The sequence below is a fragment of the Devosia elaeis genome, from assembly GCF_001650025.1.
GTDB classification, from domain to species: Bacteria; Pseudomonadota; Alphaproteobacteria; order Rhizobiales; family Devosiaceae; genus Devosia; species Devosia elaeis.
Genome location: NZ_LVVY01000008.1, coordinates 1 through 13083, shown reverse-complemented (window position 1 = coordinate 13083; position 13083 = coordinate 1). Strand labels below are relative to the sequence as shown.

Annotated in this window: 12 protein-coding genes; 8 read left to right on the top strand and 4 right to left on the bottom strand. The window is 60.3% G+C overall.

All coding sequences use genetic code 11. The features are described 5' to 3' along the window. The first annotated feature begins 466 nt into the window (after nt 1-466). The gene (locus tag A3840_RS19925) at nt 467-790 is read left to right on the top strand and encodes an MFS transporter (protein WP_067450551.1); all 324 of its coding nucleotides are present in this window, start codon (nt 467-469) and stop codon (nt 788-790) included. Nucleotides 791-882: 92 nt separating this feature from the next. On the opposite strand, the gene A3840_RS00990 is transcribed toward A3840_RS19925, so the two are convergent. Further along, nucleotides 883-1890 (bottom strand): LacI family DNA-binding transcriptional regulator, encoded by a 1008-nt coding sequence (locus A3840_RS00990; protein WP_067450548.1) that lies wholly within the window; start codon nt 1888-1890, stop codon nt 883-885. A gap of 202 nt (nt 1891-2092) precedes the next feature. Between A3840_RS00990 and A3840_RS00985 the strand changes: the two genes are divergently transcribed. The 7 genes from A3840_RS00985 to A3840_RS00955 all read left to right on the top strand — a co-directional run bounded on the left by A3840_RS00985 (nt 2093) and on the right by A3840_RS00955 (nt 11622). Continuing rightward, nucleotides 2093-4384, top strand: coding sequence for an alpha-L-rhamnosidase (locus A3840_RS00985; protein ID WP_082903550.1), 2292 nt, complete (start codon nt 2093-2095; stop codon nt 4382-4384). Nucleotides 4385-4420: 36 nt separating this feature from the next. Beyond that, nucleotides 4421-5716, top strand: a complete 1296-nt coding sequence (locus A3840_RS00980) for an ABC transporter substrate-binding protein (RefSeq protein WP_067450554.1) — start codon at nt 4421-4423, stop codon at nt 5714-5716. A gap of 64 nt (nt 5717-5780) precedes the next feature. Beyond that, nucleotides 5781-6695, top strand: a complete 915-nt coding sequence (locus tag A3840_RS00975; RefSeq protein WP_067450544.1) for a carbohydrate ABC transporter permease — start codon at nt 5781-5783, stop codon at nt 6693-6695. Continuing rightward, entirely contained in the window at nt 6692-7519 is an 828-nt protein-coding gene (locus A3840_RS00970; protein WP_067450541.1) for a carbohydrate ABC transporter permease, read from the top strand. The genes A3840_RS00975 and A3840_RS00970 overlap by 4 nt, the downstream gene beginning before the upstream one ends. Nucleotides 7520-7543: 24 nt before the next feature. After that, nucleotides 7544-8629: an ABC transporter ATP-binding protein gene (locus tag A3840_RS00965; RefSeq protein WP_067450538.1), complete on the top strand. Its 1086-nt coding sequence runs from the start codon at nt 7544-7546 to the stop codon at nt 8627-8629. A 95-nt stretch (nt 8630-8724) separates the two neighbouring features. After that, the gene (locus A3840_RS00960) at nt 8725-10356 is read left to right on the top strand and encodes a carboxylesterase/lipase family protein (protein ID WP_067450535.1); all 1632 of its coding nucleotides are present in this window, start codon (nt 8725-8727) and stop codon (nt 10354-10356) included. A 111-nt stretch (nt 10357-10467) separates the two neighbouring features. Further along, a complete protein-coding gene (locus A3840_RS00955) occupies nt 10468-11622 on the top strand; it encodes a mandelate racemase/muconate lactonizing enzyme family protein (RefSeq protein ID WP_067450533.1) in 1155 nt (384 codons plus the stop codon). A 151-nt stretch (nt 11623-11773) separates the two neighbouring features. On the opposite strand, the gene A3840_RS20225 is transcribed toward A3840_RS00955, so the two are convergent. The 3 genes from A3840_RS20225 to queD form a co-directional block, all read right to left on the bottom strand. Next, a complete protein-coding gene (locus A3840_RS20225) occupies nt 11774-11929 on the bottom strand; it encodes a 3-methyl-2-oxobutanoate hydroxymethyltransferase (protein WP_082903549.1) in 156 nt (51 codons plus the stop codon). 72 nt (nt 11930-12001) lie between these two features. Next, the gene (gene queE, locus A3840_RS00950) at nt 12002-12739 is read right to left on the bottom strand and encodes a 7-carboxy-7-deazaguanine synthase QueE (protein ID WP_067450530.1); all 738 of its coding nucleotides are present in this window, start codon (nt 12737-12739) and stop codon (nt 12002-12004) included. Further along, on the bottom strand, nt 12736-13083 hold a 348-nt coding region (queD, locus tag A3840_RS00945; RefSeq protein ID WP_067450527.1), incomplete at its 5' end, for a 6-carboxytetrahydropterin synthase QueD. The genes queE and queD, both read right to left, overlap by 4 nt.

Sequence of the window (13083 nt, the reverse complement as noted above, 5' to 3'; positions counted from 1 at the left end):
TAAGACTGAAACCGGACCACCCTATGGGGTCAGGCCACCACCGCCCGCAGCAGGACTTCGGTCACGCCAAATCAGAAAACCCCATAGCCCAGTGCATGCGGACCGCGGGTTCCTGCATGGGTGGCTTTGCGACGCCGAACGGCATCCCAAACCCTTCACCATTCCGGCCGTTCAGATCAAAATTCTTGAACCCCAAAAGCTGACATCTCCTGAGGTGGGTTCCAGTGGTTGACCGGGGCGTACCCCGGTCAACAGTGTTTCCAAATCAAGCCGTGACGGTTCTGCGCCACGCGGCAGTAGAGCCGTAGGCTGATGGTTCGCGTCGCGCGCCGTTCTGCGTGAGAAACGACACGGCAAGGAGCAGCAGACCGACCAGTGAGGGCGGCAGTCCAGTCCAATCGGCAACGCCGATATTATCGCCAATGCGGTCAATGCACGGCTCGTCGTGGGAATTGGCAGCGAGAGAATGCTGGTCGCTGGCGCCGCTGGTGCAGCGCTTTTCCGGGGCGCGCTGGCTATAGTGGTGCTGAGCGGAGCCGGCGTCTGGGGGCTGATCGTTTCAAAGTTCCTGTTTTCCAGCATGAACGGTCTCATTCTGGCGAATAATGTTGCCGGAGCCCTTTCGACAATCACCAAGCGCGCTGGTGCCGCTTCGGCGGTCGTTGGGGCAATTCAATATGGCAGTGGCATGCTAGGTTCAGCACTTGCGGGACTGTTTGCCAATGGCACGCCTGTGCCCATGGGGATTCTGATGGCGATCGGCGGTTTGGGATGCTGTAGCTTTGCTTAGTTCGCAACCTCCTTGAGTGTCGAGAGCGTCGGACGGTCATCCCCGACTGACCTGCGGACCAAGACGCCGGCATCTATGACTTGCACCTGAGACTACGCTGGTGCGGCTGAACTTCTTCGGGCAACCAAACGCGGATGGATCAGGAAATGTTCGGCCTTCTGCCGACCCTCAATGCGTTCAATGAGAAGCCTGGCCGCTTGAAGACCGGATTGTTCGCCGGATTGGTCGAGACTGGTCAGCGAGTTCTGCTCGAAGCCGCAATACATGGTGTTATCGTGACCGACGATTGCAACGTCTCTGGGGATGGAGAGGCCCAGCGATCCCGCCACACTCATGGCTTCGAGCGCGACATAGTCGGTCCAGCAGAAGATCGCCTCGACCCTCTTTTCAATGAGTGACTGCGTCACCACCTGGATGTCGCGTAGTGACTGTGGAGCTCGGGCGATCTCTATGTGGCGACCCAGCCCTGCGGCGCGCATGGCCTCCTCATAGCCCGCTTCCCGGCGCTCGATGACCGAGCCGTTGTGGGTTTCCAGGCTGAGCATGGCGATCTTGCGATAGCCCTGTTCCACCAGATGCCGAACCGCAATGCGCCCACTTTCAGCGTCATCATTGTTGACCGTGTCAAAGCTTGTTGCATTGGGCAGGTGGTGCCCATCGACGACCAGAGGCAGACGCGCTGCAACCCCGGACAGCTCCTCGCTAGTACTGATACTGCCCACAATGATCAGGCCGTCGAGTTGCATGTTCATCATCGATTGGACGAGTGCTGCCTCCGTCGAGTGTTGAACGATGCCTTGCACCATCTGATAGGTCGTGCGTTCCAACGCAGCGCTGATCCCCGAGAGAACATCGGCGAAGTATGGGTTGCGCATATCTGGGAAGATGACGCCGATGACATGGGTCTTGCCGCGCATGCCGCGGGCAGCCGTGTTGGGCGTGTAGCCGAGCTTGGCAATAGACTCGTTGACCCGCGCGCGGAGCGCGTCGCTCACGCCATAGGCGTCACGCAGAACCTTCGACACTGCGGAAAAAGACACACCGGCATCGCTGGCGACGTCGTGGATCGTGATCCTCTTGGGTGGGCTTTTTCGGGTCATTCCGCTTGAAATCCGGGCATTTCGTTGCGGCGCAATGTGCCCGCGAAAAAGTGTATTGCAAAGCCGACAATTTTGTACAACGTTGTACGGACAACATTGCACAACGCTCAGCAAATGAGCGGCGGAGGACAGCGTGAACGAGATAGCGTCGCCTGCAGCAACCATTGCTGCAGCCCGGAAGAAGCACGCCTGGATTGCCAGGATGATCCACCCCGAGGCAGACCGGGGCGTCGGCAATGCTTCCCCATTCGTCACGCGAACCTTCGAACTTGATATGGTGACCGGCACGGAAAGCCTACGGGTCACGGCCTATGGCCTCTATCGCGTTTTTATCAACGGCACGCGCGTCGGCAACGATCAGCTCACGCCCGGCTGGACCAATTATGACAAGCGCCTAGCATTCCAGACCTATCCGGTGGCCGACCTGTTGCGGGCTGGTGCAAACACTATCGAGATCTGGCTCGGTGACGGGTGGTTCCGCTCTCCACTGATGTGGACCGGATCAGGTCTTGCCAACGTCTGGGGGGACAAGCTTGGGGTCATCGCCGAAATTCGTCGTGGAGTAGATGCCGAAGACCTTCTGCTGGCAACCGACGAGAGCTGGTCGAGTGGCGAAACGCCCATTCGCAAATCGGGCATCTACTTTGGCGAGATCCGGGACGACCGTGTCCAGGTTGAAGCGACCTTGGGCGTCGATATTCTCCCACTCGATACCGGCACCTTGGTTGAACAGGAGTGCTTGCCGGTCAGGGAGCTCGCCGCACTTCCGGTCGTCAAGTCGTGGCAGGACAGTGATGGCCGCACTGTCTACGACTTCGGCCAGAACATCGGTGGTTATGTTCAACTGACCGCCAGCGGACGGGCTGGCGCGCATATCCTCATTGAACACGCCGAGATTCTCGACAAGGACGGCGCGTTTTATAACGTCAACTTCCGCAGCGCCGATGCGCGGCTCGAATTCGTTCTCCGAGGCGAAGGTGTTGAGCACTATTGCCCCACCTTTACGTTCCAGGGCTTCCGCTATGCCCGCGTGACGATCGAGGGAGATGCCTCTGTCGCCGAAATAGAGGCCATCCCCATCACTTCGGTGCCCGAGGTCACCGCCTCATTTACCTCAGCGAACCCGCTAGTTGATCGGCTGGTCCAGAACACGATCTGGTCCCAGCGCGGCAATTTCATCGACATTCCCACTGACTGCCCACAGCGCGACGAGCGACTGGGCTGGACCGGCGACGCCCAGGTCTTTGCAGCAACGGCCTGCTATCTGGCCGACAGCCACGCTTTTCTTGCCAAGTTCGTACGGGAAATGATGGCTGATCAGGAAGCTGACGGCGCCATCGCTCATATCTCGCCCAACCCCTTGCGCCTCAAGCCCCCAGCCGATGGCAGCCATTTCAGCGGCTCGACCGGCTGGGGCGACGCCATCAGCGTGATCCCCTGGACGCTTTTCGTGCACTATGGCGACAAGGCCATTCTCGACGAGGCCTTCGGCGCCATGGTGCGTTGGAACGACTATGTCTGGGGGATCAGCGACGGACCGGTCGTGCGCCCCCCGTCCGGTTGGGGCGTCAAGGGCTTCAGCTTCGGCGACTGGCTTCAGCCGCAGAACGACCACCTCAAGGCCGTCCCTACAATGGGTGATGACGCTGCGGCCACCATCTACCTTTACATTTCGTCGGCCCAGATCGCTGGAATCGCCCGCATCCTTGGCCGGGAGGATGAAGCCCGCCGGATGGACGCGCGGGCGGAGCAGGTCAAGGCAGCATTCCAGCGGGAGTTCATCACGCCCGCCGGTCGTCTCCTATACGATGATCAGAGCTCCTACGCTTTGGCTTTCCTGCACGACCTGATCCCCGACGAGCACGTCGAGGCCGCCAAGGGCTTCTTTAAGGCGACGATTGCCCGGTCCAGGGGGCGCATCGGCACGGGCTTCATCGGGACGCCTGCGCTATTGCCCGCCCTCGTCAAAATCGGCGAGCCGGAATTGGCTGCCAGCGTATTCCTTCAGGAGGAAGTTCCAGGTTGGCTAGCCCAGGTCAAGCGTGGCGCTACCACCATCTGGGAACGCTGGGACGGTATCAAGGCTGACGGCTCTATCTTTGAGCCAACGATGAACTCGTACAACCACTACGCCTATGGCGCCGTCTGTCAGTGGCTGTTCGAAGCGGTCGCCGGGTTACGTCCGGACCCCGCAAGCCCAGGCTTCCAGAACATCATATTCGAGCCGCTCATCGTTCCGGCTCTCTCGCCTGTGCAGGCCCACCACGAAAGTGTCGCCGGACATGTGGAGGCGGGTTGGTCACTGGAGGGCGACCAGGCGACCTACACATTCACCATCCCGGAGGGCAGCTCCGGCGAGCTGGTGCTTTCAACCGACTATTCCGAGATTTCCCTCGATGGCGTGCCTGTGCCCGCCGTCGCTGGAGAAAAGACGCGCCGTCCAGTCGCGTCTGGCACCCACACAGCAAGGTTCCGCATCCACTGGCAAAAGTGACGCTCGAAAGAGCACAAGGGAGGAGTTCCTATGACCATGACGTACACCAGAAAGACCATTCTGGGACTTACCGCCGGTCTCATGTCGATGACCGGATTGACGGGTATCGCGCTGGCCCAGCAGACCACGCTGAGCCTGTTCTCGCCCAATGACCAGGCAGCAGTCGCCTATACCGAAGCCATGATCGAGGCCTTCGAGGCCGCAAACCCCGACATCAATGTGGAGATTGAAGTCGGGCCCGGCGGCACCGAACGCGACAATATGGTCAAGAGTCGTCTCGCTACCGGCACGATGAACGATGTCTTCGTCTACAATGCCGGATCGCTGTTCCAGGCGATCAACCCTGTTCAGACAACTGTCGACCTGACCAACGAACCGTACATGGCCGACATCTTGAACAGCTTCAAGCAGACGGTGACCGCCAATGACGGCACTCTGCGCGGTGTGCCTTATGGTCAGGCCATGGGTGGCGGCGTTCTCTACAACAAGAAAATCTACGAGGAACTCGGCCTCTCTGTCCCGATGACCTGGGACGAGTTCATGGCCAACAGCGCCAAGATTCAGGAAGCCGGCTATGCACCGGTGATCCAGACCTTTGGCGACACCTGGACCAGCCAGCTGTTCATTCTCGCTGACTACTTCAACGTGCAGGCGAAGAATCCACAGTTCGCCGAGATGTATACCCGCGGCGAGGCGAAATACGCCAATACGCCGGCAGCCATGGCGGGGTTCCAGAAGCAGGCTGACGTATTTAATGCCGGCTATCTCAATGAAGACTTCGGTGCCGCTACGCTCAACGACGGTCTGCGTATGCTCGCCGATGGCGAAGGAGCACACTATCCAATGCTGACCTTTGCCGTTGGCACAATTGCCCAGGACTATCCTGAGCTCGTCGGCGATGTCGGCTTCTTCGCCCTTCCGGGCGATGATGCCTCTCTCAACGGCACAACTGTGTGGATGCCAACGGCACTCTACATCTCGGCCAATACACCGAACATGGAAGCGGCAAAGAAGCTTGTCGAGTTCGTTGCGAGCAAGGAAGGCGGATGCGACCCCTGGGTTGAGATCAACGCCATAACCGGGCCGTTCCTGATCCAGGGCTGCGAGCTGCCGGCGGACGTCAATCCCGCCGTGGCGGATCTGCAGACTTACTTCACCGCCAACGGCCGCACCGCGCCCGCACTGGAGTTCCTGTCTCCGGTCAAGGGACCGAGCCTTGAAAACATCACCGTCGAAGTCGGCTCCGGCATTCGCACTCCTGAAGATGCCGCCGCCCTCTACGACGAGGATGTGAAGAAGCAGGCGCAGCAGCTAGGCCTCCCGGGCTGGTAAGCGACTGCCCAAGAGCGGCAGGCGGGCGTTCGCCTGCCGCTCCCCATTGCGAGGAGAAGTGCCCATGTCCGTTACGACAGCCGACAGCGCCGGCGCGTTGCAGACTACTGTCCGCAAGAAGCCAATTCAGGCCCGATATCCGGGCTGGTTCATTCTGCCGGCGGCGGTCATCTATTCGGTGCTCTTTTTGGCGCCAACCGTCTCGTCGCTCTATTTCAGCCTCACGCGCTGGACGCTGTTCGATTCCGTTTTCATCGGCTTTGAAAATTTTGCCCAGTTCTTCCGCGAGCCATTCCTCGTCCAGGGTCTTATCAATACGGTCATCTACGCCGTCGTGACCTCGGGCATGAAGGTGGTGATCGGCATGGCCTTCGCCGTGCTGCTGACCAGCAATATTGTGGCCCGCGGCTATCTGCGATCGGTGGTGTTCTTTCCTGTCCTGGTTTCTACGGTCGGCGTCGGCATCACCTTCACCGTGCTGATGCATCCCACCCAGGGCATGATCAACGAGACCCTGGCGCTCTTCGGTATAAAGGGGCCAGGCTGGCTGACCAATCCGTCGCTGGCGCTCTATTCAGTCGCGCTGGTCGATGTCTGGAAGGGCGTGGGACTGGCTACCGTCATCTACATTGCAGGGCTCGTCGCCATTCCCCGTGACTATTACGAAGCCGCGCGCATCGATGGCGCCACTCCCTGGCAGAACTTCTGGTACGTCACTCTGCCACTCAGCCGCCCGGCGACGGCCACGGTAATCATTCTGAGCTTCATTGGCGGGCTGCGCACCTTCGATCTCATCTGGGCGATGACCAAGGGCGGGCCAGGCTTTGCCTCCGATACCGTCGCCTCGGTCATCTATAAGCAGTATCAGGCCGGGTTCTATGGCCTCTCTACCGCCGGAAATGTCGTGCTCTTCGTGCTCATCGCCGTGCTGGTCATTCCCCTCACCATGATCCTCAACCGCCGGAGGGGCCACGAATGAAAAAGCAACTGCCTCTGATCAGCGGGATTGCCGCGATAACGGTCAGCTTCTTCGTCTTCGTTATTCCGTTTCTCTTCATCATCTTCATGGCGTTCAAGGATCGGCGTCAGGCGGCATCGCGTGACTTCTCCTGGCCTGAGGGCTTTCACCTCTGGGAAAACCTTGTGGAGGTGGTGACCACAAGGAATTGGATGATGATCACGGCTTTCGTGAATTCGTCCATCCTGACAGTGGTCAGCGTGACACTCCTGGTGGTCCTGGCCGCCATGGTTGGTTTTGTCCTGGCGCGCCGCGATGCAAAGTGGAACGGCCCTATCGAGTTCCTCATCCTGGCTGGCCTTATGATCCCACCGGCCGTGGTGCCGACCATCTGGCTGCTGCAGGGGCTCAAACTCTTCGGGACGCTACATGGCATGATCCTGATCGAGGTGGCCTACAACCTGCCCTTTTCGATCATCCTTTACCGCGCCTTCATCGCCACCATTCCGCGTGAACTGGACGAGGCAGCCATTATCGACGGCGCGCGGCCGCTCGATGTGTTCTTCCGGGTGATCCTCCCCCTTCTCTGGCCCGTGACGGTGACCAATATTGTGGTGCAGTCGGTGGGCATCTTCAACGACTTCACCAACCCCCTCTACTACCTTCCGGGGGCTAACAACGCGACTGTGCAGCTGACGCTCTACAATTTCCAGAGCCAGTTCAACACCGCCTACAATCTGCTCTTCACCAATATCCTGCTCATCACCATCCCGCCGCTCCTCGTCTTCCTGTTCTTCAACCGGCAGATCGTGGCGGGCATGACGGCCGGCGCCGTCAAGGGTTAGGCGACTTATTCAAGGGAGGCCAGCATGGCCGGACTGGAACTCAACCGACTACGCAAGAGCTATGGCGCCGTTGAGGTGATAAAGGGTGTTGATCTCAGCATCATGGATGGCGAATTCGTGGTCTTTGTCGGCCCCTCTGGTTGCGGTAAATCCACCCTGCTGCGGATGATCGCCGGGCTCGAGGAGATCACCGGCGGGGAACTCAAGATCGGTTCGCTCGTGGTCAACGAGGTCGAGCCGCGCGATCGCGGCATCGCCATGGTGTTCCAGTCCTACGCGCTCTATCCGCACATGACCGTCTACGACAATGTCGGCTTCGGTCTCAAACTGGCCCGCGCCCCCAAGGAGGAGCGGGATCGCAAGATCAGGGATGCCGCGCGCATCCTGCAGATGGAGCACCTGCTCGACCGCAAGCCCAGCCAGCTCTCCGGCGGCCAGCGCCAGCGCGTTGCCATCGGCAGGGCCATCGTGCGGCAGCCCGAGGTATTCCTCTTTGACGAGCCGCTGTCCAACCTCGACGCGGCCTTGCGTGTCGACATGCGCATGGAGCTGGCCAAGCTGCATCAGGACCTCGGCGCCACCATGATCTACGTCACCCACGACCAGGTGGAGGCCATGACCCTGGCCGACAAGATCGTGGTGCTCAATGCCGGTATCGTGCAGCAGGTTGGCTCACCGATCGAACTCTACCAGCGTCCCGCCAACCTGTTTGTCGCCGGTTTCATCGGCTCGCCCAAGATGAACCTGCTTTCCGGTTCCGTTACGGCCGTGGATGGCGATGCGGTGACGATCTCAGGCAAGGACATGGCCAACGTCCAGCTCAGCGCCGATGCCGAGGCGTTCAAGGTTGGAGACATGGTCACGCTCGGCATCCGGCCCCAGAGGCTGCATCTGAGTGGAAGCGGCGCGCTCGTCGGCCAGGTGGTGCTCGTCGAGCGTCTGGGCAATGAGACCAATGTGAGCGTCAGTCTGCCATCGGGGGCCAATTTCTTGGCAGTTCTGGACGGGGACCATGTGCTTCAGCCCGGACAAGTCGTGACGTTCGACTTCGCGACGTCCGACGCCGTGGTCTTCGACGTCGACGGAATAGCCCGGTACGCCCAGGCCTGACTACCAACACATCGCGATCGCCTTCCTGCTCTGGCTACCTGGTCGGGGGACGGCAGATCGCACCCAAATTTCAAGTGCCAAAGGAGGAGAGCACGATGATCGACACGCCACTGAATCGGAGAACAGTCCTCGTGGGGGCAGGTGCATTGGCTGGCTTGGCGGTGCTTCCGCCTCTGGCCATGGGACAAGGGAACGGTGAGACCGTGGAAACTGCTACGACCTATGGCCCTATTCGCGGCAAGCATGAGGATGGCATCGCCAAGTTTCTCGGCGTTCCCTATGGCGCGCCACCCATAGGCGCTCTGCGTTTCAAGGCGCCACAAGCGCCCGCAGCCTGGACCGAAGTGCGTGACACTATGACCTTCGGTAATCCCGCCTTCCAGGCGCCGCAGCCGGAAATGGGTCCCGACCGGCGCATGCCGGCGCCGTCTGAGGATTGCCTTTATCTCAATGTCTGGACACCCGCAGCCGACGACAAGCGGCGTCCGGTCATGTTCTACAATCATGGTGGCGGCTACATGATCGGCTCCGGTTCGGCCACCGGTCAGGATGGCACCAGCCTGGCGCGCGACCATGAAGTGGTCGTCGTGCAGTCCAACCACCGTCTCGGCCTGCTCGGTTACCTGTTCCTCGGCGATCTCGCCGGCCAGGACTATGCGGCCAATGCCGGTATGCTCGATATCCAGCTGGCGCTGCAATGGGTGCGTGACAATATCGCGAATTTTGGTGGCGACCCGGACAATGTCATGGTTTGGGGCGAAAGCGGTGGTGGCTCCAAGACAGCCGCTGTCTACACTATGCCCGGCGCCGCCAACCTCTTTCACAAGGCTTCAATCGAGAGCGCGTCGCCGCTGCGTTTCCCGACGCGTGAGCAAGCCAATGCGCGGGCCGAGAAGACTTTGGAACTGCTTGGGATCTCGGTTTCCGAAATTGCCCAGCTGCACGATCTGCCGACGGAACGCCTGCTCGAAGTCCAGCAAATGGATATCCCGAATGGCCTGGCGCCCTGGGGCGATCCGGACCCCGTTCCCGGCTTCGGCGCCTTCGTGGATGGAGAAGTGATCTCGCAAAATCCCTTTGCCGATGGTGTCGCTGACTTCTCGGCTGGCAAACCGCTCATGTGCGGCACGACCCGGGATGAGATGGTCTTTTTCAGCCTGTTTGGGCCGCCAGATATCTTCAATATCGATGAGGCGGGCCTTCGCGAGCAGCTCGGCGGATCATACGACGGCGAGGACCTGGAGGAGATCATTGCGACCTTCCAGCAGTCTCGACCGAATGCCAGTCCGGCCCAGATTTACTTTGCGATCAGGACGTCGCCGATCTGGCGCGATGCCATCAAGATTGCTGAGGCCAAGGTGGAACAGGGGGCCGCGCCGGTCTTCATGTATCAGCTCGCCTACCACAGCCCGACCAAGATCCCCGGCTCTGAATTCGAACTCGGCTCGCCGCACGCCTCCGACATCTCCATGAAGTTCAACACGCCCGAAACCGGCCAGGGCTTTATCCTCGGGGTCGACCAATCGCCGGAGCGCTATCAGACAGCGAAGAACATGAGCGCCCTTTGGGCTGGCTTTGCCCGCACCGGAGTCCCGAATGCCGAGGGCCTGCCGGAATGGCCGGCCTACGATCTCGCCAACCGCTCGACCATGTGGATCGACGCGGAGTGCCGGATTGTCGATGATCCCGACCAGGCTGAAAGGCTCTACTTGGAGGCCGCTGAATAACGGTCTGAACGGCATCATGCTTTCGATATGGGCCGGCTGACAGCCGACCCATATCTGCCTGAATTGCCACATCCAATCCATCAGCCAGCACAGACACCTATCGAGAGACACATGAAGATCGCTGCAATCAAGACCTATGCGGTCAAGGTCGGCATCCGGAACCAGCTCCTAGTCAAGGTGGAGACGGACGAGGGAGTATTCGGTTGGGGTGAGAGCGGGCTCTCAGGACGCGAAAAGGCCGTGGTCGGCGCCATTGAGCACTTTGCCGAATTCCTGGTCGGCCGCGACCCATTTCGCATTGGCGCGCTGTGGCAGGAAATGTATCGCAGCCAGTATTACGAAGGCGGTCGGGTGCTCGCCGCAGCCATATCCTGCATCGACCTGGCGCTCCATGACATCAAGGGAAAATCGCTGGGTGTGCCAGTCTACGAACTGCTTGGCGGCAAGCAGCGCGACCAGATTCCCACCTTTGCCACCACCTCTGCCGCTCCTGGGCCAGCCATGATCGAACAGGCAAAGATGCTGGTCGACGCTGGCTGGACCGCGATGCGACTCTCGCCATCCGGGCAGGAGAACAAGGACATCTACGAGCCGCGCGAGCACATTTCCGAGACGGCACATTGGTGCGGTATCGCGCGCGAAACGCTTGGCCCCGACATCGTCTTGGGGATCGACTATCACCACCGGTTGAGCGTTGCCGAGGCCGCAAGCTTCTGCCAGAAATTGCCTGCAGGCACATTGGATTTCCTTGAAGAGCCGATCCGGTCGGAAAGTCCGTCCGCCTACCAGGCGCTGCGACAAATGACAAACATACCGTTTGCGATAGGCGAGGAACTGGCCTCAAAATGGGCCTTCCTGCCGTTCATCGAAAGCGATATCCACCAGTTCAATCGGCTCGATGTCTGCAATGTGGGCGGGCTCACCGAGGCGATGAAGATCGCCGGGTGGAGCGAAGCGCACTATGTCGACATGATGCCGCACAATCCGCTGGGCCCCATTTGCACAGCCGCTTCAATACACTTCGCGGCCGCCGTGCCGAATTTTTCTTGGCTGGAAACCCGCGCCTCGCCGGCCGAGACGCATCTCGGCTTCGACAATTCTGACTTCTTCCCGGTGCAGCCTCGGCTGCAGGGCGCGACCTACATCGTCAGCGACGCACCCGGGCTGGGGGTTGAAGTGAATGAGCAACTCATTTCGCGCCAGAGCTTCGAGTTCTGGGAGGCACCCCATCTCCGCCGCAGGGATGGCAGTTACACCAACTGGTAATTGGTGTCCTCGGCGCTCAAATGTCCGCAATTGCACGTTGGGATCAAATTGCTGTCAGTCCGCAATCGGCCCCGCATCCGCCACCTCCGAAGCTGACAATCAGGGCAGGGGGCTCCCATAACCCGCCGGGCAGATGCGCGCCCCACAGCGGTCATTCAGACCGCGTTTGCGACGTCCCGATAGCTGCCATTCCGACCCAGATCATGTCGATGCCGGATTGGCTGAGCAGACCTGCCATGACGTGGTCGTAAGCTGTGAGCATCGCGATCCGCTTCCTGGCATCGCGTAATACCTGTATGTCGCGCATGGTCAGGCGACTCGAACCCGTTTGCCGACACGTTGAATCCTCGCATGCTTGGACAGACTTGTTTGCAAATCCCTAGACGCCGCGCTTATTGCCCCAGAGCAGCACGTGAAGCTGTGGCAATACCCGCGCCTGGAACCATCGGTCTTGAGTAACCTTGTCCACCAGCCATTCCATGCGCTGCATGACGCCCTCGATGTCTATGGGGCCGTCCGCCGCATCGGGCGAGGGCGGCGTGTGGTTGCCCGGCTGGAGATAGGTCGGCAGGTGCGGATAGCGGGCTGCGACGTCTCGAGCAAAGTCATAGTCCTCATCGCCGAAAACCACCAACTTGAGCACCGTCAGCGGCTTGCCTTGCGCGGCGTCGAGGCATGCCTCGAATTGTGCCCAGTCGACGCTCATCTGGCTCGATGGCGGCTTGGGGCTCAGCACCAGGACGTCCAGCATCGAGAACCAGTCCCGGGCCACCGAACCTTGCGTTTCCAGGGCGAAACGATAGCCGTCTTGGTGACCGCAGACGATCAAGTCGCCCAGCGCCTGGATCGCAGGATTGCCACCGGACAGCGACACCATCAGCGGCTCACCACCGGACAGGGCCCGGACCTGGGACCAGATCTGCTCTACCGACATTGGCCGCCAGTCTTCACGGAAGCGACTGTCGACGGCATGCAGGCTGTCGCACCAGGCGCAACGGTAGTCGCATCCGCCGGTTCGCACGAACACGGTCGGCTGACCGATCAACACGCCTTCGCCTTGGATCGTCGGCCCGAAAATCTCGCTGATACGGATACCGGGCGGCTCCACGGCGCTCACGGCCTATACTCCGCCCAGGTTTTGGCGGTCTCGCTGACGCGTACGGCAGAGGCTTCGGGCAGTCGCTGCTTGCACCAGACATAGAAGTATTGGGCGAGGCATTCCGCTGTAACCCGGTCATGGCCCAACACGTCGTTGAGATGGCGGTGATCGAATACCTCATCAATGTGCCGTTTGAGCACTGACAAGTCCTGATAATCGCGGACGAAGCCATGCTCGTTCAACTCATTGGCCGTCAGTTCGACTTCCACGACGTAGTTGTGCCCATGCAGCCGAGCGCATTGGTGATCAGGCGGAAGGGACGTGAGCTGATGGGATGCCGAGAAATGGAATTCCTTGGTGAT